This is a genomic window from Paraglaciecola chathamensis S18K6 (assembly GCA_000314955.1).
In the GTDB taxonomy this organism is placed as follows: domain Bacteria; phylum Pseudomonadota; class Gammaproteobacteria; order Enterobacterales; family Alteromonadaceae; genus Paraglaciecola; species Paraglaciecola chathamensis.
On record BAEM01000034.1, the window covers coordinates 141,589 to 166,211 of the forward strand.

General features: G+C 42.3%; 22 protein-coding genes. 16 read left to right on the forward strand and 6 right to left on the reverse strand.

Annotation, left to right across the window (positions count from 1 at the left end; translation table 11 throughout):
* Position 1 precedes the first annotated feature (1 nt).
* The 6 genes from GCHA_RS13220 (at position 2) to GCHA_RS13245 (ending at position 4,348) form a co-directional block, all read left to right on the forward strand.
* Positions 2 to 649, forward strand: coding sequence for a YjfK family protein (locus GCHA_RS13220; RefSeq protein ID WP_007989000.1), 648 nt, complete (start codon positions 2 to 4; stop codon positions 647 to 649).
* A 27-nt stretch (positions 650 to 676) separates the two neighbouring features.
* The gene (locus tag GCHA_RS13225) at positions 677 to 1,093 is read left to right on the forward strand and encodes a DUF350 domain-containing protein (protein WP_007989002.1); all 417 of its coding nucleotides are present in this window, start codon (positions 677 to 679) and stop codon (positions 1,091 to 1,093) included.
* 8 nt (positions 1,094 to 1,101) lie between these two features.
* The gene (locus GCHA_RS13230) at positions 1,102 to 1,716 is read left to right on the forward strand and encodes a DUF1190 family protein (protein WP_007989004.1); all 615 of its coding nucleotides are present in this window, start codon (positions 1,102 to 1,104) and stop codon (positions 1,714 to 1,716) included.
* Between the two features lie 8 nt (positions 1,717 to 1,724).
* Positions 1,725 to 2,888, forward strand: coding sequence for a glutathionylspermidine synthase family protein (locus GCHA_RS13235; RefSeq protein ID WP_007989006.1), 1,164 nt, complete (start codon positions 1,725 to 1,727; stop codon positions 2,886 to 2,888).
* Between the two features lie 67 nt (positions 2,889 to 2,955).
* A complete protein-coding gene (locus GCHA_RS13240; RefSeq protein WP_007989008.1) occupies positions 2,956 to 3,534 on the forward strand; it encodes a rhomboid family intramembrane serine protease in 579 nt (192 codons plus the stop codon).
* Between the two features lie 115 nt (positions 3,535 to 3,649).
* Positions 3,650 to 4,348, forward strand: a complete 699-nt coding sequence (locus GCHA_RS13245) for a VC0807 family protein (protein WP_007989010.1) — start codon at positions 3,650 to 3,652, stop codon at positions 4,346 to 4,348.
* Positions 4,349 to 4,435: 87 nt separating this feature from the next.
* On the opposite strand, the gene GCHA_RS13250 is transcribed toward GCHA_RS13245, so the two are convergent.
* Positions 4,436 to 5,725 carry an alkaline phosphatase gene (locus GCHA_RS13250; RefSeq protein ID WP_007989012.1) on the reverse strand — a complete coding sequence of 430 codons (1,290 nt, stop codon included), beginning with the start codon at positions 5,723 to 5,725 and terminating at the stop codon, positions 4,436 to 4,438.
* 408 nt (positions 5,726 to 6,133) lie between these two features.
* On the opposite strand from GCHA_RS13250, the gene GCHA_RS13260 reads away from it, so the two are divergent.
* From GCHA_RS13260 to GCHA_RS13270, 3 genes are all read left to right on the forward strand, one after another.
* A complete protein-coding gene (locus GCHA_RS13260) occupies positions 6,134 to 7,735 on the forward strand; it encodes an isocitrate lyase (RefSeq protein ID WP_007989015.1) in 1,602 nt (533 codons plus the stop codon).
* 264 nt (positions 7,736 to 7,999) lie between these two features.
* Positions 8,000 to 8,944 (forward strand): LysR family transcriptional regulator, encoded by a 945-nt coding sequence (locus tag GCHA_RS13265; protein WP_007989016.1) that lies wholly within the window; start codon positions 8,000 to 8,002, stop codon positions 8,942 to 8,944.
* A 99-nt stretch (positions 8,945 to 9,043) separates the two neighbouring features.
* Positions 9,044 to 11,215, forward strand: a complete 2,172-nt coding sequence (locus GCHA_RS13270) for a malate synthase G (RefSeq protein ID WP_007989018.1) — start codon at positions 9,044 to 9,046, stop codon at positions 11,213 to 11,215.
* Positions 11,216 to 11,228: 13 nt separating this feature from the next.
* Here the strand turns inward: GCHA_RS13270 and GCHA_RS13275 are convergent, their stop codons facing one another.
* The 5 genes from GCHA_RS13275 to GCHA_RS13295 all read right to left on the reverse strand — a co-directional run bounded on the left by GCHA_RS13275 (position 11,229) and on the right by GCHA_RS13295 (position 14,997).
* Entirely contained in the window at positions 11,229 to 12,365 is a 1,137-nt protein-coding gene (locus GCHA_RS13275; protein WP_039992469.1) for a nucleotidyltransferase domain-containing protein, read from the reverse strand.
* Positions 12,362 to 13,273, reverse strand: a complete 912-nt coding sequence (locus tag GCHA_RS13280; RefSeq protein WP_007989022.1) for an HprK-related kinase A — start codon at positions 13,271 to 13,273, stop codon at positions 12,362 to 12,364. Before GCHA_RS13280 ends, GCHA_RS13275 begins: the two co-directional genes overlap by 4 nt.
* Positions 13,263 to 13,526, reverse strand: a complete 264-nt coding sequence (locus tag GCHA_RS13285; RefSeq protein WP_229816524.1) for a hypothetical protein — start codon at positions 13,524 to 13,526, stop codon at positions 13,263 to 13,265. The genes GCHA_RS13280 and GCHA_RS13285 overlap by 11 nt, the downstream gene beginning before the upstream one ends.
* 20 nt (positions 13,527 to 13,546) lie before the next feature.
* The gene (locus GCHA_RS13290) at positions 13,547 to 14,101 is read right to left on the reverse strand and encodes a hypothetical protein (RefSeq protein ID WP_229816525.1); all 555 of its coding nucleotides are present in this window, start codon (positions 14,099 to 14,101) and stop codon (positions 13,547 to 13,549) included.
* Positions 14,102 to 14,214: 113 nt separating this feature from the next.
* The gene (locus GCHA_RS13295) at positions 14,215 to 14,997 is read right to left on the reverse strand and encodes a S1 family peptidase (RefSeq protein ID WP_039992474.1); all 783 of its coding nucleotides are present in this window, start codon (positions 14,995 to 14,997) and stop codon (positions 14,215 to 14,217) included.
* A gap of 111 nt (positions 14,998 to 15,108) precedes the next feature.
* Between GCHA_RS13295 and GCHA_RS13300 the strand changes: the two genes are divergently transcribed.
* The 7 genes from GCHA_RS13300 (at position 15,109) to GCHA_RS13330 (ending at position 24,620) form a co-directional block, all read left to right on the forward strand.
* Complete coding sequence (locus GCHA_RS13300; RefSeq protein ID WP_007989029.1) at positions 15,109 to 16,125, forward strand: NAD-dependent epimerase; 1,017 nt, start codon at positions 15,109 to 15,111, stop codon at positions 16,123 to 16,125.
* A 10-nt stretch (positions 16,126 to 16,135) separates the two neighbouring features.
* The gene (locus tag GCHA_RS13305; protein WP_007989031.1) at positions 16,136 to 16,891 is read left to right on the forward strand and encodes a YdcF family protein; all 756 of its coding nucleotides are present in this window, start codon (positions 16,136 to 16,138) and stop codon (positions 16,889 to 16,891) included.
* Positions 16,892 to 16,980: 89 nt separating this feature from the next.
* Entirely contained in the window at positions 16,981 to 17,820 is an 840-nt protein-coding gene (locus GCHA_RS13310) for a patatin-like phospholipase family protein (RefSeq protein WP_007989033.1), read from the forward strand.
* A gap of 31 nt (positions 17,821 to 17,851) precedes the next feature.
* Positions 17,852 to 18,661 (forward strand): PEP-CTERM/exosortase system-associated acyltransferase, encoded by an 810-nt coding sequence (locus GCHA_RS13315; protein ID WP_007989036.1) that lies wholly within the window; start codon positions 17,852 to 17,854, stop codon positions 18,659 to 18,661.
* Between the two features lie 250 nt (positions 18,662 to 18,911).
* A complete protein-coding gene (locus GCHA_RS13320; protein ID WP_007989037.1) occupies positions 18,912 to 20,555 on the forward strand; it encodes an FAD-binding oxidoreductase in 1,644 nt (547 codons plus the stop codon).
* Positions 20,556 to 20,689: 134 nt separating this feature from the next.
* The gene (gene prsT, locus GCHA_RS13325; RefSeq protein WP_007989039.1) at positions 20,690 to 23,446 is read left to right on the forward strand and encodes an XrtA/PEP-CTERM system TPR-repeat protein PrsT; all 2,757 of its coding nucleotides are present in this window, start codon (positions 20,690 to 20,692) and stop codon (positions 23,444 to 23,446) included.
* 217 nt (positions 23,447 to 23,663) lie between these two features.
* Positions 23,664 to 24,620, forward strand: coding sequence for a GNAT family N-acetyltransferase (locus GCHA_RS13330; protein WP_007989041.1), 957 nt, complete (start codon positions 23,664 to 23,666; stop codon positions 24,618 to 24,620).
* Positions 24,621 to 24,623 lie beyond the last annotated feature (3 nt).

Below are 24,623 nucleotides of genomic sequence, written 5' to 3' on the forward strand. Positions count from 1 at the left end.
TATGTTCAGTAAATTATTTGGTAAAAAAGACACCACTAAAACCCCAAAAGCGCCTGAAATTATGGGGCTTTATTTAGGTGGATCATTTCAGATTGATCCCTTAAAACTCAAGCTTATAGAGCCAAGCCTTATTATCAACGCCCCGGCCAGTTCACATATTATTCAGGCCGTTGGTGAGGTCGACTTGGACTCAGGGGGCAAGATTCTACGTTTTTACACTGATGATGATGCGTTTTTGCAGGTTGTTTTAGATGGCGGCATGACAGAAAACCACATTACAGATGTCAAGTTATGGTATTTCTATGAAACCAAAACCGTTGGCTCAGATGCTCAGTGGCAAGACCTGCTAAAAAAGGACATATCTCAAGCCGAGTATTCCCTTGAAGGCCACACTTACCAGCGTGTTTGGGATGCCGTAGGTGATGTGTCTCCTGCTGTCGCGATGACCGAAAAAACTTATGAAGAAGATGGTGATGTCAGTGAAACTGACCAGTTCGTCATGCTTTACGAGCGTGAGCTAGATAACAGCGACATTGAAGCGCTGTTGGTAAGCGGTGAAGAAAAACTAGTAGGGCAAAATCTTGATCGCTGCTTAGTCATCAGCAGCGGCTTTAATATAGCGCAAGCCGACATCTCTATAAACGGCTAACGGTTCCCAATAAATAAAGGAAAAATGATGGAAACAATACTCAATTCAATTTCTGGGCTCGGCCACTTCGTTGCCTATTTCGCTGTATCAATCGTACTACTATTTGTATTCAAAATTGTCTATGCGTTTGTTACACCCCATGATGAATGGAAGTTAGTCAAACAAGAGAAAAACCTTGCTGCAGCCATCGGCTTTGGTGGTGCAATTATTGGTTTTGCTCTGGCGTTATCAAGCGCAGTGGCAAACTCTGCATCATTGCTAGATTTTATCGTATGGGGCGTGGTGGCAATAGTTGCCCAAGTGGTGGCGTTTTTGCTTTTACGTTTTACGTTTATGCCGAAAATTGCCGAACGCATCATTAATAATGAAATATCCGCAGGTACTATTCTAGCCGCCATTTCGGTTGCGGTAGGTTTGCTAAATGCCGCCTGCATGACTTACTAGGAGGCCATATGACTCAGCGTAAACGCTCATCAAATATCAACCTAGCGAGTATGCGTAAAGGATTTTCAGTCAAACCTTTGGCACTAGGTATTGCAGCAGTAATGCTTAGTCGTTGCGGTGAAGAAACTGAAAAAGCCACTGTGTATACCTCAGTAGACGATTGTACCAATCAAAATCCAGGGCAAGAAGAACTGTGTAAGACCGCCTACCAAGACGCGTTAGATGAAGCCCAGCGAACTGGCCCTAAATACGCATCACGACAAATATGTGAAGAAGAGTTTGGCGCGAATCAGTGCAATTATACGCGCACCGAGAGCGGTTCATTCTTTATGCCCTTTATGGCAGGTTACATGTTGAGTAACCTACTCTCTCCTAGGGGATATAACACTCAACCTATGTTTACCTCCTATTCGCCCTACTCGTCTTATCGACACCGTTGGATGGGCGCTGATGGCAGCGATTATGGAGACTACCGCCGCCGCAACATGAACGTCAGCAAAAAAGCGTTCAAATCTAAGCCCAGTGTATCGAAAACCATGAGCCGTGGTGGGTTTGGTAGCAGTGTACGCGCTAAGTCAAGCTGGGGCAGCTCTAGTAGAAAGTCCAGTGGTTGGGGTGGCTAACGCGTTTTATGTTTCGTATTCCTATACAGCAACGCCCCAATTGGCAACGTAAAGCCGCTGATTTCGGCTTCAAATTCCATACTATGCACGGGGAGCCCTATTGGGACGAAACAGCTTATTACCAATTTACGCTTAACCAAATAGAAAACGACATAGAACAGCCCACTGCTGATATTCACCAAATGTGTTTGGCAGTGGTCGAACGCGTGGTTCATGATGAAGCCCTACTGGCGCGTTTTCAGATACCTGAAACATTTTGGCTGCCTATTGCAGATTCATGGAAGAGTCGTGACCCAAGCTTATATTCGCGTTTGGATTTTAGTTACGATGGCAGCGGGCCAGCAAAGCTATATGAAAATAACGCAGATACGCCGACTTCCTTGTATGAAAGTGGGTTTTGGCAGTGGCTATGGTTAGAAGAGCAAGTCAACAAAGGGTTAGTGCATAAAAAAGCCGACCAATTTAATTCTCTCCAAGAAAAGCTTGTTATCCGATTGGGCGAAATAGCTCATCACTATCAATTAGATTTCATGCATTTTGCGTGTTGCAAAGACACAGACGAAGATAGAGGTACGGTGCAGTACTTGCAAGACTGCGCCAGAGAAGCCGGGATCGCAGATTACTTTGTCTATATGGAAGATATTGGATTAAGTGAAAGTGCTGCGTTTACCGATCATGACGACCAAATCATCGAAACGTTATTTAAACTTTACCCATGGGAATTTATGCAGCGTGAAGATTTTGCCCAGCATATTCAGTCCTCTGGTACTCACTGGGTTGAGCCACTGTGGAAATCGGTTTTATCTAATAAAGCGCTGATGCCCATGTTATGGAAAATGTTTCCCGGCCATCCTAATTTGCTCGCGTCATACTTTGAAGACGAACTGCACCTAGCAAACGAAACTCAGCTGGTAAAAAAACCCATATTTTCTCGCGAAGGCGCCAATATCAGTATTATTGAAAACGGAAAAACGGTGCTTGAAGCTCAAGGACCGTATGGTGAAGAAGGGTTTATTTATCAAGCCTATTCGCCATTGCCAAAATTTGGAGATAATCACACCTTGATTGGTTCTTGGTTGGTTGACGATCAACCAGCAGGTATATCAGTAAGGGAAGATACCTCCCTTATTACTCAAGATATGTCGCGTTATTTACCGCATATTATTTTGTGACAATTTGACATCTCATTTTCTATTCATTTAAGTCAAAATACTGTTATCACTTAATCAACGCAGTTTTATGAATAGCAAAAACTTCACATCGCGCACTTCTTCTGGTTTAAGCCAACAGTTAAAAATTGTTGGCTGCATTTTCGTTTTAATCACTGCCATCGAAATAATTAACCTCCTAACTGGGCGGGCATTAAACCATTTCGGTAATATTCCGCGCTATATCCCAGGACTTATTGGTGTTTTAACTGGGCCGTTTTTACACGGGAGTTTAAGCCATTACCTATCGAACATTATCCCATTGTGTGTGCTGAGTTTTCTGATGTTGCAATACGGCAATAAACGATTTTTCGGCGTCACATTTTTTTGCATCATACTAACCGGATTATTGGTGTGGTTATTTGGCCGCTCTGCCAGTCATATTGGCGCTAGCAGTGTGATATACAGTTATTTTGGCTTTCTTTTATTAGCTGGCTTTTTAAGCCGAAAGTTCAAGTTGATCATCATATCTTTGCTGGTGGCTTTTTTTTACGGTGGCCTAATATTCGGGGTGCTGCCCGCAAGAACCTTTGTATCTTGGGAAGGGCATCTATTTGGCTTTATCTCTGGTTTGATTGCCGCAAGATTGTGGGCTAAAAACGTGCCGTAACAAGTCAAAAACGAGTGATAACGCTTTATCCTTAAATTAACTAAATGTAGTGCTAGAGCGTGAAGTACAACTTCCCTATAATGCATGAGCAGTTTATAAACTAATCAAGGCCCCAATGAGTAATCAAGCCCCTAAAAAGCAAAACGGATTTTTTGGAAATCTGGCATTTAACATCGTTATTCCCGTGGTGATCATGAGCAACTTAAGCTCTGACCAGTACCTAGGCCCTGCATGGAGTATTGTGGCGGCACTTATATTTCCCATCGGGTATGGGCTTTGGGATCTAAAAGAATCAGGCAAAGTAAACGCCTTCTCTGTGTTAGGGATTGTCAGCGTAATTTTAACTGGCGGTATTAGCCTATTGGAACTTCCTGCGGAATATATCGCGATAAAAGAAGCTGCCATTCCGGCAGTTATCGGTATCGCAGTATTGATAACTCAGCGCACGACTAAGCCCCTATTAAAGGTCCTTGTACTCAATGAGCAAATTGTCAATTGGGATAACTTATCTCAAGCTCTCGAAGCAAAAGGGACCACCAGTGATTTTGAAGGTAAAATGGCGATCAGTTCTTATATCGTTGCCGGTTCGTTCTTCTTATCCTCAGTATTAAATTATGTGTTGGCGAAAGTGATTTTAGTTAGCCCGCCAGGAACAACAGAGTACACAGAAGAATTAGGGCGCATGACGGCCTTAAGTTACCCAGTGATTGTTATTCCCAGCATGATAATGTTAATGGGTGCCCTGTGGTACTTGTTCGCGCAAATCAAAAAGCTAACCGGTGAGGATTTAGAGAACTTCCTCGCGCAGCAATAAGCAACGAAAACTAATTCAGTACTGAAAAAAAACCGCTGACAACATACATTGTCAGCGGTTTTTTATTACATCATTCGCTAATCCTAACTACTTTCTACCTAGCAAACTAAAGATATTATCCGCGACTTGTGTGTTGTTTAACATTCCACGAAACATTTCACTACCTGGACCTTTAGCAAAAACTGGCACATCCACGCCTGTGTGGCCGCCTGTTGTCCAGCCAGTGTTGGTGCGCACATCTAATAAAGTTTTCACCGTTTGATAAGCTATTTCTTCATCTTGCGTGTCAATTGCTTCTATTTTGGATTTTTCTTCTTCATTGAGCGAGAAGCCCAGTAACTCTGCTGCTAATGCACTTTTCTTTTCAGCAGACATTAGCTGTTTAGCAATGGCGTATGGAGACGCTTGCAAATTATCGAGCCATTGAGGCTCCCAGCGATAAATTTTATTTGCGCCAATGGTGAAGCCACCCGTGCTGTGATCAGCGGTCAATACCAGTAAGGTATCAGGATGGGCATCAACATACTGCTCTAACCATGTCATGGTCTGTGCTAAGTCTTGCATTTCGGACATGGCGGCGCCAACGTCATTCGAATGCCCAGCCCAATCTATTTGACTGGCTTCAACAAGTAGAAAGAAACCTTGGTCATTTTCAAGATGTTCCACTGCAGCTTGCGTAAGCGTTTTTAAACGCTGCTTAGGGGGCATATCTAACGCCCAGTTTAAGCCTTGCTCTGCAAACAATCCTAATAAGGGCTGTTTGCTATTGGCTGTTTTCAAGTGTGCAATGTTATCAACGTACTGATAACCAGCCTTTTTGAATTCTGCCACCAAGTTACGGTCGTCACGTATGAAGTAGTCCCAACCACCACCGAGCATGACATCTAATACAAAGTGATCATTAATCTTTTCATCAAAGTAACTATCAGCGATTTGATCGTAGTTTTTCCGGCTTTCGTTGTGGGCCGAATAGCCTGCAGGTGTAGCATGGTTAATCTGTGAAGTCACAGCAACGCCCGTTTTCATTCCCTGCTCTTTCGCCCACTCAAGCACGGTAGAAACTGGTTTTTTATCCACATTAACGGCAATGGCGCCATTATATGATTTCACACCTGTAGCTAACGCAGTTGCGCCAGCGGCTGAGTCAGTCACATAACCTGAGATTCGAGCGGGATAGGTACTTGCCATCCCCACTAACATACGGTCAAAAACAGTTTGCTCTACGTCTAGGGTGTTTTTGTCATCAGCGAAATAACGATATGCCGTCGTATACGCAGGCCCCATTCCGTCACCAACAACCATAATCACATTTTTAGGCTCTTGCGCTACGACTCCCAAACTAAGAGCTGATAGCAAAATGGTATTCACAAACTTCATTTCATTCCTATATTTGCTTGTTATTCAAACGCTTGATTATACGCAGCCTTTTATGACATGGCGTACTACCAAGCATGTTTTTTTTAATACCGCGGCGTTTTTTTGTCGCAAAATATTTGCGAAGTTCACAGCGGGCAAAAAACAAGACGTGCATCCCACATATACCTCTCTCGACACTTTTATCGTTCCAGCAGCTTTATATATATGCTGATTAATATAACCGGCCACCACTCATCCCTTGAAATTCAAAGCGCGCCAATATTCATTCATAAAATAAATGACGAAAATCAATATCATTTTCTTTCGTTATTGAAATTCTGTTAGTAGGATTCAGTCATCGGTTAGCAGCAACATTCGGTTTACAAACCCGCTAATCAAATTTTACTTTCAAACATAAGGAACATCGTCATGTCTAACTATACAAATGACATTCAAGCTGCCCAAACCTTAACAGGCGAAAATAACCAAACGTGGAATGCAATCAACCCTGAATACGTTGCACGAATGAAAGCACAAAACCGCTTCAAGACAGGCTTAGACATTGCGAAATACACTGCGGGTATCATGCGTAAAGATATGGCTGACTATGACAATGATTCAAGCTCATATACCCAGTCTCTAGGTTGCTGGCACGGGTTCATCGGCCAACAAAAAATGCTAGCCATTAAGAAGCATCACGGTACCACTGATAAGCGTTATTTGTATTTATCAGGTTGGATGGTCGCGGCGCTGCGTTCTGAGTTTGGCCCACTACCAGACCAATCTATGCACGAAAAAACGTCAGTACCCGCTTTAATAGAAGAACTTTATACCTTCTTGCGCCAAGCTGACGCGAAAGAGTTAGGCGAATTATTCACAGCCCTTGATAAAGCAAAAGAAGCAGGCGAAAGCACGCAAGAGATTCAAGACAAAATTGATAACTACCAAACTCACGTAGTACCTATTATTGCTGATATTGATGCCGGTTTTGGTAACGAAGAAGCAACTTACTTACTTGCTAAAAAGATGATCGAAGCCGGTGCATGTTGTATTCAAATCGAGAACCAAGTGTCTGATGCGAAACAATGTGGCCACCAAGACGGCAAGGTAACCGTACCTCATGAAGATTTCTTGTGTAAAATCAATGCAGTACGTTACGCTTTCCTTGAGCTAGGTGTAGATGATGGTGTGATTGTTGCCCGTACTGATTCTCTAGGTGCAGGCCTGACGCAAAAAATCCCTGTGTCTCAATCACCTGACGACTTAGCGGCTCAATACAATGCCTTTTTAGAAACCTCAGAAGTGTCTTCTGTTGATGATCTAAAAGACGGTGACTCTGTGTTGAAACTAGATGGCAAACTTGTTAAGCCAGTTCGTTTACCGAATGGGTTGTACAAGTTCAAAGAAAACACTGGTTTCGACCGTGTGGTACTTGACTGTATCACCTCACTACAAAATGGTGCTGACTTACTGTGGATTGAAACAGAAAAACCTCACGTTCAGCAAATTGGTGAAATGGTAAGTGCCATTCGTAAAGAAGTACCAGACGCGAAGCTAGTTTATAACAATTCGCCTTCTTTCAACTGGACGCTTAACTTCCGTCAGCAAGTATTTGACGCATGGTCTGAGCAAGGTAAAGATGTAGCTGACTACAACCGTGATGAATTGATGTCTGCACGTTACGACGCCTCTGAACTGGCTCAAGAAGCAGACGAAAAAGTACGCACATTCCAAGCTGATGCAGCACGTGAAGCAGGTATCTTCCATCACTTGATCACACTACCAACTTACCATACGGCAGCACTTTCAACTGATAACCTAGCGAAAGGTTACTTCGGTGAGGAAGGTATGTTGGCATACGTTAAAGGTGTTCAACGTAAAGAGCTACGTGAAGGGTTAGCTTGTGTGAAACACCAAGCAATGGCCGGCTCTAACTTAGGTGATGATCACAAAGAATATTTCTCTGGTGAGCAAGCGCTTAAGGCATCAGGTAAAGACAACACTATGAACCAGTTCGACGTGGCCGTATAACGTTTAAGGCTTCATTTTATGAAAATAGCAGGGTCACCTGCTATTTTTTTGCCTGTCTGATAGCATTCACTTGTAAAATATATTTAGCCCTAACATCATTATATGATATTGAAATTTCGTTATATTCTATAGCCTAAACCAGCTAAAAATTAAAATTATCCATAAAATACAAAAGCTTAAATTTTTTCATAAACCCTCTGGTATCTTTTTCTCATCTAAGTACAATCTGATAATACAATAAAAAACAAGAAGTGCATTAATAGTATGAATATTTCAAAAGTGGACCTTAATTTATTGGTGTACCTGGATGTCCTTTTACGCGAAGGCAGCGTAACCCGCGCCGCGAACCAACTGAGTATCACCCAGCCAGCCATGAGCAATGGCTTGAAACGCTTACGTGATCTATTTAAAGATCCATTACTGGTGCGTACCAGTGATGGCATGACTCCGACTAAGCGTGCCTTAGAACTTCAACCGGTTATACGCGACGTGTTATCCAAACTTGAAGCATCTATTCAACCCGAAACAGACTTTGTGCCAGAAACCAGCAAACGTACGTTCAGGATTATGGCCAGCGATTACGCCGAATCAACTTTGCTGCTTGAGGTTATTCGCCAACTCGCTAAAGTCGCGCCCAATATTACCTTGGACATGATCACCCCAAGTGACGTGACCTTTCATGATGTTGAGCAAGGTAAAGTAGACATGGCAATCAATCGCTTTGAAGAATTACCGCTGTCCTTTCATCAAAAAGTAGTGTGGTACGATCGCTTTGCCTGTGTTGTTAGCAGTAACAATCCCATCGTGGAGAACTTTACTCTACAAAATTATATCGACAGTAAGCACATATGGGTCAGTAAAACCGGCTTTGGTGTAGGTGTAGGGATAGATCCAAATGAAGTCCAAAAGCTTGGATGGGTGGATGCTGAGTTAACTAAAATCGGCCAAAAACGCGATATAAGAGTGTTTACTCGTCACTATCACGTTGCGCTGCAATTGGCTAAAGTGCAAAACCTTGTGGCGACGCTTCCTAGTAAAGCCGCAGCGCTTTATGAGAATGATCCAAACATAGTAATTTTAGACCCGCCTTTTGATATTCCCCCTATCGGCCTAAAAATGGCTTGGAGCGCTTTGTTGCATCACGATGCTGGGCATATTTGGCTACGACGATTGATCACTGATGTAGGTGAAGCATTGTCCGCTCAGTAGTACATTCATACAATTTATAGCTGAGATAGAAACCATAAATTAAACAAAGTAAGCTTTACTTCGTAGACTGGGTTCATAGCCTTACAAATGGAGTAGATCATGCAAGCATACATTCAACGTGAACAATTACAGGTAGCAAAAGAACTTGCTACCTTCATCGAAGATCACGCTCTACCAGGCAGTGAAGTGTCCCCAGCAGATTTTTGGGCTAGTTTTAGTAACATTCTCGCCCAGCTCACCCCTGTGAATGACGCATTGTTGGCTAAACGAGATTCACTGCAAACAAAAATCGATGAGTATTGCCAGACACATTCACCTCTTGAGCCCAGCGCTTATAAAACCTTTCTACAAGACATAGGCTATTTAGAAACGCCACCAGCGGACTTTTCGATTACCACTGAGCAGGTTGATGATGAAGTGGCGGCTATGGCCGGTCCACAGCTCGTTGTGCCTATTAATAACGCGCGCTTTGCACTTAATGCTGCGAATGCTCGGTGGGGGAGCTTATATGACGCGGTCTACGGTACAGATGTTATTCCTGAAGATAACGGAGCGACACGTACCAAGGAATACAATCCGACACGAGGCCAAAAGGTAATAGACTACGCAAGAAAGTGGCTAGATGTTATCGCCCCACTGACAAACGGCTCACATACAAGCAGCCAAGGATACGATATTACATCAGGTCAGTTAGTGATCACCCTTAATGATAAACGCACTGCTACCCTGACAAACCCTAGTCAGTTCGTTGGTTTTAGTGGCGATAAAAACAGTCCTAGCGCAATCTTATTAGTCCACAACGGTTTACATATAGAACTTCAGTTTGATCGCTCACATCAGATTGGCCAACGTGATCCCTCAGGCATGAAAGATATTCTTGTGGAATCGGCGTTGACCACCATCATGGATTGCGAAGATTCAGTTGCCGCCGTAGATGCCGAAGATAAAACTCTGGTTTATCAAAACTGGTTAGGGTTAATAAAAGGCACCCTTGAGGTGAACCTTAATAAGCCAGGTAGCTCATCCATAAGACGCTTAAACGCAGATCGCCACTACACATCAGTTGACGGACAACCTAAAACATTAAATGGCCGCAGCATGATGTTTGTGCGTAATGTGGGTCATTTAATGACGAACGACTCGATATTGTTTCAAGACAAACCCATCTATGAAGGGATCATGGATGCAATTATTACCAGCCTAATCGCTAAGCACGATTTACTCGGAAATGGCGCGTACCGAAACAGTAAGGCAGGCAGCATCTACATCGTTAAGCCTAAAATGCACGGCTCGGAAGAAGTCGCCTTCGCTGACACCCTGTTTAGCCGAGTTGAGGATGCACTTTCATTACCGAAAAATACCTTGAAGATGGGTATTATGGATGAAGAGCGTCGCACTAGTGTTAATTTAAAAGCCTGTATTCATGCGGCTAAAGCTCGCGCAGTGTTTATTAATACCGGCTTTTTGGATAGAACTGGTGATGAAATTCATACTTCCATGCATTTAGGGCCATTTGCGTTAAAAGCTGAAATCAAGCAACAGCCTTGGTTAACTGCCTATGAGTTAGCCAACGTGAAAATTGGTGTAGACGCCGGTATGTCTGGCAAGGCACAAATAGGTAAAGGTATGTGGCCTATACCAGATAATATGGCGGATATGATGCAAAGTAAGACTAACCATCCGCAATCTGGTGCAAATACCGCATGGGTTCCCTCGCCTACTGCCGCAACGCTGCATGCTTTACATTATCATCAAATAGACGTATTCAAATTACGCCAACCTATTGTAACAAATGACTTTGATGGGCTAGACGACATTCTCACAGTACCATTGTTAGAAAACCGTTCAGCTCTTAATGAGCAAGACATACAACGGGAGTTAGACAACAATGTGCAGGGAATTCTAGGTTATGTGGTGCGCTGGGTACATCAAGGAATTGGGTGCTCGAAGGTACCCGACATTAATGATGTTGGGCTAATGGAAGACAGAGCGACTCTAAGGATTTCTAGTCAGCATATTGCTAACTGGCTGTTGCACGGTTTGATTAACGAAACACAAATCAATGACTCTATGTTGCGCATGGCTAAACTAGTAGATGAACAAAATCGTTCAGATAAGGAATACATCCCTATGATGCCTGATCCTATCGAATCGATTGCCTTTCAAGCGGCTCAAGAGCTTATATTACAAGGAACGGCTCAACCAAATGGTTACACCGAACCGGTTTTGCACGCTAAGCGCAGAGAAATGAAAGAGAAACTCGCTAACTAAAAATACTGTCAACCTACGGGCCTGGTGGTGCGTTATTTTTCGCGCTATCAGGCTTGTTTACGCCTTTACCTGCCACCCACTTCAACACATTTCTGTAGCCTTTGGCAGCTGTATGCATAAGCAAAATATGCACTGGCATCTTTATCCAATGCCCTCTCACCAACGCCATCATATTTGCCAGCGTTAACCCTGGTACATCACATAACTTATGATGAGGTTGAAGCACTCTTTTATACACCCAGTCATATACCACTAACTTAGGGCGTGACGGTAACCAGACTTGGCTTTTTTGCAACACTGTTGAAGGAACCGGAGTATCAAAAAGTGACGTTGTGTAACGCAATGCTAGGGCGAGCTCTAAACCGAAACCTGTCTTTTGCGCCAATATAAACAGCGCATCCCAAAACGTTTGTTGCGTGCCGAACTCGCTAAATAGTAGGTGTAAATCTGATAAATCCCGAAAACCATGGTGGTATTCTTCTTGATAAAACAAATGTACGGCACTGTGTAAGATCATAGCCTCTGGCGCTAATACGCGAGCACCGCAGGCTAGCGAGCGAGCTCCTTCGGTAAAATCAGTTATCTCTGGTGCCTTGCCACTGATAATTGGCACGAGATTATGGTGTAGATCTAATATTGTGCCTCGCCCTGAGTGCTTCAAAGGCGGAATTTCGTGGGCCCACTGACGATAATACATATCATCGTAGTCGTCATTTGGTTGACTAAACCAAGCGTAAACGCTTAGGCGCGCTTCAATCTCGCGTAGGTTCCCTTTTGACACTAACATATCAATATCTGAAAAAACTCGGCCTATGCCCGCGTCACACCCGGATAACGTATAAGCTGCGCCTTTTAGATAGTAGACATCTTCATGATGAAATTTGGTTAATATACGTTTGAATTCAGTCGCTTCGAACTGCACTTGCTGAGCTAATAATTTAGCATGATATTTAGCTGAAATAAGATGTGTTCTAGCGTATTCGGGTAGCGAATCGCCGTCAGTATCGAGGGCGTAAGCCATCCTAGGTAACACGGATGCGTCACGCGCTATTCTTATTAAGTATTCCCAATCTAATAGCGAAATAGACTGAGGTACATCACCCGACAGTAGTTTAACTAAATGGACAGTGTATTTGGCTGTCGTGCTCATGCTGAAAACTGCCCTTCATTCAAAAACGCCAGTACCTCAGCTAAATCGTTATAGTGTATTTCCACTGCAGTGGTATTCTCGACTAACCTTTGCAATGCTAGAAAACCGTCTGCGCCTAATACAAAGTCGTTAAATGCATTGTCTGACAGCGCTTGAAAAGCATCAGCTTTGGTTAAGCTGTAAATGTCTAACGAAACATCAGGTGTGTATTTGGGTAACACAACAGCCATCACCTTCACTGTTTGCTTAATATTATCAACACTTGCAATAGGCGGCTTCACATGAGCCACATCACCTTTATTGGTATCTCTGGCAATATTTGAAATAGACACATCTGGGAACCAAGATTTCACCAAATCTATTGAGTTATTCTTCAAACAAATGGGGCGAACAAAGGGGTGAACTAGGCCTGTCTCTAAATTAATAACCGTCATTTCGTCTGAGAGTAAACGCCAACCGGTATGGGCCAAATAAGCCGTTAATGTGCTCTTACCTGAGCCAGGTGGCGCGGGGAAAATAATCGCTTTACCGTCTTTTTCCAGCACTGCACCATGAAGTAAAAGGTATTTGTGCATATGTGACGCCATGCACCAGTTCATCCCCCACTCTAACACCGGATACGCTTGTGAACGCGGTAGAGGTAGAAATGGCACGAAGTCATCGAGTAAGAAGTGGATCTGCGGTTTATACCAGCGCCTCAAGGATTTAGGTGATTGCACGGCAACTCGAAAATCCGCAGGAGATGCTTCATCAAGTAATTCATAGTCACCATATAGCTGGTAAAACACGCGCTGCACATCGGGCAAGGCCGATTGAACGCCAAATGCTGCCACGCCTAGATCAATATTGATATCTCCTGCTATCAATCTCGCAGCGGCTTCAGATGCCGATATATCTCTAAGCCTCAAGTGATTCCACCTTATCAATGATACGCTCAGTTAACAGGTGCTTAATTGATTGCTCTATTTCATCTAATGAATAATCAGGTAGCGCTGCGCGCATTTGTTCTTCGCTGAAATACGAACCTAGTCGATATTGCTCGATAAAGGCGTGAAACTGATAATTTAACCGAAGGGTATTCCCTGTGATAGGCACAAACACAAAAACGCCAGACGAATCGCTGGCGTTATAGAATAAAACATTTGAGTTAATTGTGTACAAATGAAACTGCAAAAAATCGATTATTGCGTGTACGTCTGGCTCAATGCATCCAAAAGCGCACCTTGATTTTTCATCGCTTCATCTTCAAGCATAGTTGCGTACATTGCAGGCGTTACACCTGACGACAACGGATATTTACCATACAGAGCGTTTAAATATCCGGCAACTAAGTTCTTATCGACATCAGAACCTTTAGCTAAAATTTTCCACAAATTAGACCCAGAGCCCACTTCACTGCCTGTCGGTGAATAGCTAAAAATGCTATTCCACTTTATAGCTTTGAGTTCATCTTTAAATCCTCTGTTATTCCGTGCAGTAGACTTCCAAGACGCAGGAGCAAGCCCGGAAATAGACGTCGTTTCGCAGGCTTGTGATAAATTTCCTGACAGATTACCTGAAACCGTACAACCATTGGCCGTGGTCGCCCAAGTTGATTTAGCCGGAAGACTAACAATTAATGCTGCAGCGGATCCTTTAACTAGAAACTTACGTCGGTTTGAAACAGCTTCTTTGCTATTCTCTGGTTTATTGTCGACGACATTCATTATTTTTAATACTCCATTTGTAACGCTCATCAGCCAAACCAAGCAATACCTAGGCCACTATGTAACCATTTGATTTTTATATATATAATAAGCTCTGTTTAAAAAACTGTAAATTTTAGTGACAGCGTTTATGTAACTGCGATTTAGTTTACGTCAAAGCCTTTCTTATTGCTCAGCATTCTCAAATATTTAACGGGAATAGCATAGCTTATGCCGCTTGGTTTTTCTAATACTGCTTCTTTCGTTTCCTTAATAAAGACTTTATTTATGATGCCTACAACATCACCTGTTTCTGCGTCATATATAGCGCTGCCACTATTACCTGGATAGGCTGTCATATCTAATTGGTAAATCATAAACGGGCTTTCTAAGCGATTACGCATGGTCATGGTTAAATTCCGCGCATTTGCACTTGGTATCACATCTGGTGTCAACGCAGCGATCATTCCCTTATGAGTTGCAGGGTATAAGCCTAGAATTGAGCCAATCGGAAACCCTGTCATCAATATATCCTGTCCATCTTCAGCATAGGTGTCGGAACCAAGTTTGAGTGCAGGTAAGGTATCGCGAATTTTTAATATAGCGAGATCGTGTACTGGGTCTTTTGCTACAATTTCAGCCTTATGAATTTTAGGCTGGCGCCCCGTTCCTGAAAATATAATATGATACTGAACAATTTGTGGGTCTAGCGGTTCTGATACCACATGGTAGTTAGTAGCGATTAATGTTCCGTCTCCAAATACAAAGCCGCTTCCTCGTAACTGATGGCTAACGGCCGACATAGCATCGTACAAACCCACTCCCACCACTGATGGCTTAATACGCTTTACGAGATTTGTTTTAGGTGAGGCGTTGGCTGTTGCCAAAAATGTTATACAAGAAAAAACAACACAAATGATTTTATAAATAGAATTTTTCGTTATCATAATAAGCTACTTACTATTTCGTAGGGCTAATGTGAAAATAAACGTTGTCACAACAATAGTCTAACGTGATTAATACCTTAGGGTTATACACAAAATATCAGGATTAATGAAATGAAAGTATTAGTCACAGGCGCAGCTGGGTTTATCGGTTATCACGTTTGTCAGGTGTTATTAACACGAGGCGATGAGGTTGTTGGTATTGATAATATCAATGATTACTATGATGTTAATTTAAAACACGGTCGTTTAAATGAGTTGGCGGCGCACTCAAACAGCAAAAACTTCAATTTTATCAAATTGGATATTGCTCAGCGCAGTGAAATGGAAGCTTTGTTCGCTGAGCACAAATTTGACAAAGTAGTACATTTGGCAGCGCAAGCAGGTGTGCGTTATTCCATAGAGAATCCCCACGCCTATATCGACAGCAACATAGTGGGCTTTACCAATATTTTGGAAGGTTGCCGACACAATGCAGTGCAACACTTGGTGTACGCATCATCAAGTTCTGTATATGGTGCCAATGAATCAATGCCTTTCTCGGTATCTGACAACGTGGATCATCCAGTGTCGCTTTACGCGGCAAGTAAAAAAGCCAATGAATTGATGGCGCACACTTACAGTCATTTGTACGACTTACCCACCACTGGGCTGCGCTTCTTTACCGTTTATGGGCCATGGGGCCGCCCAGATATGGCCTTGTTTAAATTTACCAAAGCAATTTTGGAAGATGATCCCATTCAAGTTTACAACTTCGGAAATCATAGACGAGACTTTACCTATATTGACGATATTGTCAGTGGTGTTATCTCAACACTAGATCACAATGCTCAAAGAAACTCTCAGTGGCAAGGTAAAACACCTGATCCTAGCAGTAGTAAAGCACCGTGGCGCGTTTATAACATCGGCGCACAAACTCCAGTCAACTTGCTTGATTTTATCACGACCTTAGAAGCTGCATTAGGCAAAGAGGCCGTCAAAGAACTATTGCCAATGCAACCAGGTGATGTGCCAGATACATTTGCCAATGTTCAAGCACTGGTTGACGATGTGGGTTATCAACCAACGACACAACTAAAAGAAGGCATTACGAATTTCGTAAATTGGTATAAAGACTTTTATAACCTTTAAAGGAAGCGAAATGCTGCAATTTTTAGCGAACAGTTTGAGCTCGCCCATGGTTCATGGGCCGTTACTGTTTCTTATATTGCAGCTACTTTCTCGTATTGTCCCCAAGGGCAAGCGAGTTTATCAATGGCTTTCTTGTCTACCTATTCTTTGGGTATTTTTTTGCAGCTTGGTTTATCCAAGTGTTTTACTCATTAAACCATTGGAAGACCAATACCCTACCGTCAAAGTATCATCAAAACTGTGGCAAAACGCCGATGCTATTGTTGTATTAGCCTGTAATCATTTTGATGACGAAGGCTTACCCTTCGTCAGTAGGTGGCCACAGTGCACAATGCAGCGTAATTTGCACGCTGCTTTGATGTACAAAGAAAAACACCTTCCGATTCATTTAGCTGCTGGTATTCTTAACGAGTTAGACTCAGCTTCGCAAGCGCACTACAACAAAACATTTTTAATGACATTAGGTGTTAGCCCTAACGACATCTATACCCATCCTCAGGGCCATGATACTGAGTCCGAAGTAGACGCTTTAGCACCGCATCTAAAAAATAAATACGTTGCATTAGTCACCTCTGCTAGCCACTTACCTCGAGCTGTACAATACTTTGAGTTGCATGGTATTAAGGTTTTACCTATCCCTGTGGAGCACTTAAGTAGAAAAAATGTGTCATTCACTATAGGGTTACCAAACGCATTTAGTTTATATCGCAGTGAACGCGCTATTCATGAGTACTTAGGTCTAATATACCAGCGATATTTTAAGTGATAAAACAGTTAATATAATGTGAAAATCGCGCACATATAATTGATTCGCGTGCTCATTAAGTTCAGCAAAGGAAAAGCAAGGGACTAAAAATGAAGTCAATAGTGCCCATTTTTTCAGGTGGTGGAACTCGGTTAACAGTTCACATCGGTGTGTTTGACGCACTACAAAAGCTCGACATCCATTTTCAGCACATGGTAGGTGTATCCGGTGGCTCAATTGTCGCTGCACTATTTTGCTGTGGTGTACCTTTAGCTGACATAAAACACTTGGCGATGACAACAGACTTCAAAAAATTTAAGGGTTTTTCGTTGTTTAGATTGTTACGACAAGGAGGGTTAAGCTCCGGCGATCAATTTGAAGCCTGGATGGACAAACATCTTAAAGGGCAAACATTTTCTGACATCGAAAAAGACTTACATATTTTAGCTACAGACGTAAATGGTGGCGGCCCTGTGGTCTTTAGTCGCAAAACGAGCCCTGACTTAAAGATATCGAAAGCGGTGCGCTTTTCTATGTCTATACCACTATTTTTCAGCTTTCAAGCCTATAAACACCACGTGCTTGTTGATGGTGCTATTCTATCTGAAGATGCGTTATATCAAGACTGGGCAGGTGATGGTTCACCCGTTATGTGCTTTAAGCTAAAAAGTGAACACGTGACTGACTCGAGCTTCAAAAAAAGTTGGCTGCCATTACGCCAATATGTGATGATGCTAATTAGAACCTTCATGACGGCAATGTCGCGAGAGTACGTACATGCAGAGTATTGGCGGAATACTATTATCATTAATACGGGGAAATTATCTCCCGTTGATTTTAATATTACCCCTTTGCAAAAAGAGGAGTTGTACAATATCGGGTTTAAAACCGCTTTTGAATTTGTGCCTAAACGAATGCAGTTTTATACCGATACACAACTAAGGAACTAGATGTGGACTACCGTTTTAAAGATCAAAGCCTATGAAGCAATTTAGAAAATACGCTGACCTGCCTATTATCGGGCCAGTGGTAAAAAAATTAATGAACGTTGTGGTGAGCCAAAAAGCGAACCAAATTTCTAAGCATTTTGCCGAATACCTTAGTCCGGTCGTAGCGCTTAGTGATGAGCTGCGTAATGAATCTTATAAAATTAGACACAAGGTATACTGCGAAGAGTTGAAGTTCGAAGATTTACGTCCTGACGAGATGGAAACAGATCAATTCGACAGTCACTCTACCCATTGCTTAATCAAACACATTCCTACTGGCGAATATGCTGGCACCGTTCGAATAGTTCGTTCGACCAGTGAAGAACAGTTGTTACCCATTGAAAAGTACTGTATCAGCTCAATTGCTGACGACGCTGTGCACCCAAGCGACTTTCCGCGAAGTGAAATATGTGAAATATCACGCTTAGCTGTTCCCGCTCAGTTTCGAAAACGTGCGACGGATAAATTTAAAGGGTCAGCAACAGGTGCGATTAACGAACACATATATTCAGAACGAGAGTTACGGTGCTTCCCTTTTATTGCTGTGGGCCTTTACCTATGTGCCGCGTCTACTTCTCGAAAGCATGACATTAAACACTGTTTTGTCATGATGGAACCCAGGTTAGCTCGCAGCTTACGTTTTGTAGGCATTCCCTTTCAACAAGTGGGCCCAGTGGTCGAATATCACGGAAAACGCGCTCCGTATTACATCAGTCGCCATTTATTAATGAGCGGCCTGACGCCAGGATTTAAGCGCATGCTTAAAAACATTGAAAAGAAAGTCGCTACGCAGTTTAGATAAGGACATAACACCTCAGGTAAACGGTTTATATTAAAAGTGAGTATATTGCTGCTTGCGCATTATAGCGCTCGCTATTAGGCCGATAAACCAAACGACACCCCGCATCTATGCCAGCATTGTCATGTAGATTTGTGGAAATCTTTCTACTTGACAATAAAGATTCATTTCCCAGAGAATTTTGCGTTTACTCACGGTACCGCCACTTTGTATAGTATATTCACCATGCTAAATGTTTAACCTAGGAATGAAAATGGTCGTAAAGGAACTTATCCAAACAGCTTTAACTAAAAATGAAGCTTGTGTATTTGACGAAGTTCACGCCTCCCAAGAGTATGGAAAAACCACATTTTCCAGCAATGTGAGCATTGATTGTGCTGTGCAAATCCTCAACGAATCAGCCATTCCCAAGTTACTTAAGTTAGCAAATGAACACCAATTTTATCTTTACCCGATCAGTACTGGAAATAACTGGGGTTATGGCTCAATCCAAAGTACGCCAATTGACGGACCTAGAGTGGTGGTTGACTTAGGCCAGCTAAACGCGATTATTCCAAATAATAAAAAAGCAGGTTTAATCACCGTTCAACCTGGTGTCACCCAGCAAGATTTGTACGATTTTTTGCAGCAAAATGATTGGCCTTTCATGGTGCCAGTTACAGGTGCAGGTCCAAATTGTAGCATTTTAGCCAATGCCCTTGAGCGAGGATATGGCATCACCCCTCGAACTGATCACTTTGCGGCAGTGAATGCGTTAAAAGCATACCTTCCTCATCCTGACTTATGTCATTCGAAATTTGAATCTGCGGTATCAGCACTCGATAGCTCCTCAAATGACTACATTGATAAAACGTTTAAATGGGGCTTAGGCCCTTATATTGATGGCCTTTTTACCCAAAGTAATTTTGGAATAGTCACGGAAATGACCATTCGCCTAGCGCCTAAACCTGCGCATTTTAGTGCGTTTTATTTGCAAGTATTTGACGCCAACAATTTCAGCGAGGCAGTCACACTTATCGAGGAAACCTTATTAGAGTCCGAAGGTATCATTGGCTCCATCAACCTAATGGATCGCCGCAGACTCGTATCTATGGTGGCTCAAAATCCTAATGGTCAATCCCAGCATACAGTGATGACTGATGCACAAATTGAAACGATAGCCAAGGACCAGCGCTTACCCCAATGGATGATAGTGGGAACCATATATGGTTCTAAAAAGGTCGTAGCTGCCACTCAAGCGCAATTCAAGAAACGTGCTAAACACATAGGCCAGCTCAACTTCTCAAACAGCTGGTTAATTAATTTTGCCAAATTTATTGCTGACTTGCCCCTTCCCTCTCTTGCTGCTATTGATAAAATAAGAGCCCAACTACGTACCTTGGACGAAGGTATCGATATCATGCTCGGGAAACCAAACCAAGTAGCGCTTCCCCTTGCGTATTGGCGAAACCCGCGAGTTGCAGCAAATAAAGAACAACGTTTATTGCCGGATAAAGACAGGTGCGGTTTACTCTGGTATGCGCCATTGATAAAGATGTCGCCACAAGTATTGTCAGATTTTGTTGCTTTCGTTAGACAAACCACTCCCAAATACGGAATTGAGCCCCTAGTCACGTTTACAAATCTGAAACATGACTGCATCGATTCCACTGTTCCTTTGGTGTTCGATTTAGAGAACCCAGAAGCTGTCGCCGCTGCACATCAATGCCTCGAAGAATTATTCACTGAAGGCTGTAAAAAAGGGTATGTCCCTTATCGAATAAATACCCATCAACAAGCAAAATTGTCAGCCGACGGAATTTTTTGGCAAACCACGAAGGTCTTAAAGCAAGCCATTGACCCAAATGGCATTTTGGCTCCGAATAGATATAATCCCCAAGCTCAAAACAGAGATTAAAAACTCATGGTTTTACGCGCTCATATTGTTCCTAATATGATTATGCAATAAAGTGGTCAACGTAATTCGCCTCAGCTTGGCCAAAACAGCGCATAAACACAGCGCAGTATTAAGAATCAACTAATGGAGTTAGTATGCGTATTAAACTTTTATCATACCTTGTCGCGGTTTCAGCCTTTACGTTAGTCGGTTGCGATTCTAAATCTGCAGAAGAATACATCGCAGCTGCGAAAGTGCAGTATCAAAAAAATGACACGCAAGCCGCTATTATTGATTTAAAAAATGCTATTGCGCTAGCTCCTAAGAACAAAGAAGCCCGTGCCAACCTTGGGAAATATTACCTAGGGGCCGGTTCATTTGTTGAATCTGAGAAAGAGTTACGTAGAGCAATAGAGTTAGGGGAGGCAAAAGAAAGTGTTTATCCTGATTTAGTTAAAGCGATCTACTATCAAAATGATTTTGACCGCTTAATTTTATTAACGAAAGATTTCAGCAGTTCCGATCCTCAGGTACAGAGTAGCGTTGCTTTATTTTCATTTCTTGCGGCCTTGAAACAGACCAATAGTGAAACTGATTTGAGTAACGACTTTTCGCTTATGCTGGGTGACGACAAGATACTGGCGCAAGTTTACTATGAATTTTCACAAGGCAACCTTGAGGAAGCGGATCAATTATTAACCCGTTTTCAAAACCCACAGCAAAACCATATTGAAAAACTCATCGTCACAGGCTTATTAAAAGCGCAATTAAAACAGTATTCACCTGCCATTAGCGCGTTGGAACAAGTGGTCAACTTGTCTCCTGAATATTATGTGATTCAATTCCAACTAGCCGATATATTGATCAATGCGCAAGAATATGCAAAAGCCAGAACGCTAACCGATCAGTTATTAAAAATAAACGCTAGAAGTGCATACGCCAACTTACTGATGGCAAAGATCGAATTACACGATGAAAACTATAAAAAGGCATTTGATGCGGCTGAAATTGCTGTACAAAACGGTATCGACAGTACCCAAAGTAACTTATTGGCTGGCGTCAGTGCGTATAAAATAGAACGCACTGAAAGTGCTTATAAATACTTATCGAAGGCGTCAAAAGGTCTACCACACGACCACATGGCAAATCGATTGTTAGTCGACGTGAAAATAAGGCTAGGTGAAACAGAGAATCTTGCTGAAATGCTTGAAGGTATTTCAGGCCAAGACGCACAAAAATCATCTCTGTTAGAAAGTGCCGCCATGTTGAAATTTAGAGAAGGTGATTTGGAAGGCTCTAAAAGTTTATTTTCTCAAGCAAAAGAAGGAGCACCCGACAACGCAGTCACATTGCTACGTGAAGGGTTGGTAAAACTTTCCTCGGGTGATCAATCGGGTATTGAAAGTTTAGAGTCGGCTGTGGAGCTTGACAACACACTAAATGAAGCATGGAGTTTATTAGCACAAGCGCATATGCAAGCCAATGAACCTCAAAAAGCACTCGCAGTGGCGAAACGCTGGCAAGCGGTCAATGAAGTCGACGGGTTGGTATTAGAATCGTATATCTATCAGCAGCTTAATGATGATACACAAGCAAGAGGCCTGCTCGACAAAGCGCTTTCTATGGAGCCTGATAATTTTGCTGCCATGCGTTTTCTTATGCTTTTGAATGCTCGGGAAAAACGTTTTTCTGAAGCTCGAGAGTTAGCTGAAAAGTTAATAAAAACATCTGATAATCTAGACGGTAAATATCAGCTTGTACTGACGCTGATAAATATTGCCATCGCGCAAAATGACATGGCTTCAGTAGAATCTTTATTTAAATCTTTGCTAAACGAGCACAAAGATGAAGAAACAAGCTATACCCTACAATTGAAGGTCGGCCTTGCCACTTTGTACAATTATCAAGGGGAGTACCAAAAATCCCTCGAATTACTTGAACCACTAGATGATTCAAAAGACTTTTTTGTATTATCTGCATTGGGGGAAACGTATTCAGGAATGAATGATTTCAACAATGCAAAAGCGACCTTTCAACGCTTAATAGACGTTTTTCCTCGCGATACCAGAAGTTGGGTTCAATATGTAAATTTGCTTAACAAGTTTAACCTTCAACGCGACGCGGTAGATTCTGCCGCTCGTGCTGAGCTCGCGATCCCTAATGATCCCCGCCTAACCGTGCTTAGCATAAGAGCGCTTATTCGCTCGAAAGCCATAGAAAAAGCCCAACAAAAAATGAAGGCGATGGAGGCGAAAGGTAACAGCTCTCCTATGTTTACCCTATTTGAGGGTGAAATTGCACTGTTTAACAAAGATTATGAAACCGCTAGCAACTTACTGACACAATACTACAATGACTACCCCTCATGGGATTCAGCAGTACCATTGGCAAATGCCTTAGCGATGCAAGACAACGCTGAATTAGGTGGAAAATATCTAGTCCAACAAACTGCCAAAAGTCACTCTAAATTGCGTAAAATTCATTATATTGCAGAATATTATGCGAAAAATGGCGAACAAGACGCAGCAAGCGAATATTATCAAGCACTATTGGAACTCATTCCTGAAGACTTTGTTACCTTGAATAATTACGCCAATCTGGCGATCGCACAAGGCAATACCGGTAAAGCGGTCGAACTTGCACAAAAGGCATTAAAAATTCAGCCTAATTCTCCATATGCCATGGATACACTTGGGTGGGCATTATTTCATGAAAATAAATATTCTGACGCACTCACTTATATTAAAAAGGCTCATGCTGAATTGCCCAAAAACAATGAAGTTACCCTTCATCTCATTGAATTACTAATAGCGACAGGGAGTAAGGATAAAGCGAATGGACTCATTAATAGATTCAAGCCCAGCAACGATGCAGAAAAAAGCACGCTAGCTCGTTTAAGCGCAAATATTTAATTTATGACTAGTTACAGACCTAGCAAATATTGTTTGCTGGGTCTGTTGTGTTTAATTCACACGAGTAAACCGTATCTATACCGTTACACACTATCCTCTTGAAGATACTGCTCGGCATCAGGCGCTGTGGGAATGTCTCTATGATCGTTCTGATGCCAGTGTTTTTCTGAGCTGGTCTTGGATCCAAGCTTGGCTAGACTCTGCAAGCAGCTTACCCATGGTAATAGCAGCATATCAAGGTAGCGATTGTGTTGGATTGGCATTGGCTGCTCAGCGCAAAACGCCCTCCTCCACTGGATGTAAAATCAAGCAATTGTGGCTACATCGAAGTGGCGAGCAGGCAATAGATCAAGTGTGGATTGAGCACAACGACTTCCTTGTGCAGCGAGACAACAAAGCCCAAATCCGTTTAGCTATGTTTGAATACCTGTATGCGCAAAAAACACTGTGGCAGGAGCTCTATTTTGGTCTAGCGGAGTCCAGTGTAATCGGTACGCTTACGGCGAAGTCGACTTTTTATAGAGAGGTTATAAGCTCACCAGATTTTGAAGTGGATTTGCTTAACAAAAGTCATTTAAATGATTATCTCGCCGATTTATCCAAAAATACCCGTTCTCAAATTAGACGAACTGAAAAAATCCTTTCTCAAACAGGCGATTTGATTCTAGCTTTAGCAGAAAACGACACTCAGAAAAAACAGTTTTTGGATGATATAGCGCAGCTACACAAAGAGAAGTGGCGAAATACTGAGTTTGGTAGCGGGTTTGATAACCCTATTTTTGAACGCTTTCATCAACAATTAATATTTGAAGAAAAAGAAACAAATAAAACCCGTATTTATTGTCTCATGCTCGACAAAAAGCCAATGGCATACATATATATTTTGATTCATGATAAGACTTGGTATTTTTATCTGTCAGCGATGAAAAGCCATCATGATAATCGTGTAAAAGTAGGGTTACTCGCGCATGCGTATATTATTCAACAAGCCATATCTGAGGGTGTAGCAAAATACAGTTTTCTAGCAGGTGAAGCTCGTTACAAGCGCTCACTATCGAATCAGCCTGAAGCAAGCCAGAAACTGATCTGCTTTTATCAACCAACCCTATTTATGCGTACAAGAGAATTCGTTCGAAGTGCAAAAAGCGTATTAAAAAATTTACTGAGACATTGATAG

Excerpts from the sequence above, each read along its gene's own strand:
- GCHA_RS13310 (WP_007989033.1), top strand. The coding sequence starts at position 16,981 with ATGAAGTCAATAGTGCCCATTTTTTCAGGTGGTGGAACTCGGTTAACA.
- GCHA_RS13295 (WP_039992474.1), bottom strand. The coding sequence starts at position 14,997 with ATGATAACGAAAAATTCTATTTATAAAATCATTTGTGTTGTTTTTTCT.
- GCHA_RS13270 (WP_007989018.1), top strand. The coding sequence starts at position 9,044 with ATGCAAGCATACATTCAACGTGAACAATTACAGGTAGCAAAAGAACTT.
- GCHA_RS13220 (WP_007989000.1), top strand. The coding sequence starts at position 2 with ATGTTCAGTAAATTATTTGGTAAAAAAGACACCACTAAAACCCCAAAA.
- GCHA_RS13305 (WP_007989031.1), top strand. The coding sequence starts at position 16,136 with ATGCTGCAATTTTTAGCGAACAGTTTGAGCTCGCCCATGGTTCATGGG.
- prsT (WP_007989039.1), top strand. The coding sequence starts at position 20,690 with ATGCGTATTAAACTTTTATCATACCTTGTCGCGGTTTCAGCCTTTACG.
- GCHA_RS13230 (WP_007989004.1), top strand. The coding sequence starts at position 1,102 with ATGACTCAGCGTAAACGCTCATCAAATATCAACCTAGCGAGTATGCGT.
- GCHA_RS13260 (WP_007989015.1), top strand. The coding sequence starts at position 6,134 with ATGTCTAACTATACAAATGACATTCAAGCTGCCCAAACCTTAACAGGC.
- GCHA_RS13250 (WP_007989012.1), bottom strand. The coding sequence starts at position 5,725 with ATGAAGTTTGTGAATACCATTTTGCTATCAGCTCTTAGTTTGGGAGTC.
- GCHA_RS13240 (WP_007989008.1), top strand. The coding sequence starts at position 2,956 with ATGAATAGCAAAAACTTCACATCGCGCACTTCTTCTGGTTTAAGCCAA.
- GCHA_RS13330 (WP_007989041.1), top strand. The coding sequence starts at position 23,664 with ATGGTAATAGCAGCATATCAAGGTAGCGATTGTGTTGGATTGGCATTG.
- GCHA_RS13225 (WP_007989002.1), top strand. The coding sequence starts at position 677 with ATGGAAACAATACTCAATTCAATTTCTGGGCTCGGCCACTTCGTTGCC.
- GCHA_RS13275 (WP_039992469.1), bottom strand. The coding sequence starts at position 12,365 with ATGAGCACGACAGCCAAATACACTGTCCATTTAGTTAAACTACTGTCG.
- GCHA_RS13290 (WP_229816525.1), bottom strand. The coding sequence starts at position 14,101 with ATGAGCGTTACAAATGGAGTATTAAAAATAATGAATGTCGTCGACAAT.
- GCHA_RS13235 (WP_007989006.1), top strand. The coding sequence starts at position 1,725 with ATGTTTCGTATTCCTATACAGCAACGCCCCAATTGGCAACGTAAAGCC.
- GCHA_RS13315 (WP_007989036.1), top strand. The coding sequence starts at position 17,852 with ATGAAGCAATTTAGAAAATACGCTGACCTGCCTATTATCGGGCCAGTG.
- GCHA_RS13300 (WP_007989029.1), top strand. The coding sequence starts at position 15,109 with ATGAAAGTATTAGTCACAGGCGCAGCTGGGTTTATCGGTTATCACGTT.
- GCHA_RS13245 (WP_007989010.1), top strand. The coding sequence starts at position 3,650 with ATGAGTAATCAAGCCCCTAAAAAGCAAAACGGATTTTTTGGAAATCTG.
- GCHA_RS13265 (WP_007989016.1), top strand. The coding sequence starts at position 8,000 with ATGAATATTTCAAAAGTGGACCTTAATTTATTGGTGTACCTGGATGTC.
- GCHA_RS13320 (WP_007989037.1), top strand. The coding sequence starts at position 18,912 with ATGGTCGTAAAGGAACTTATCCAAACAGCTTTAACTAAAAATGAAGCT.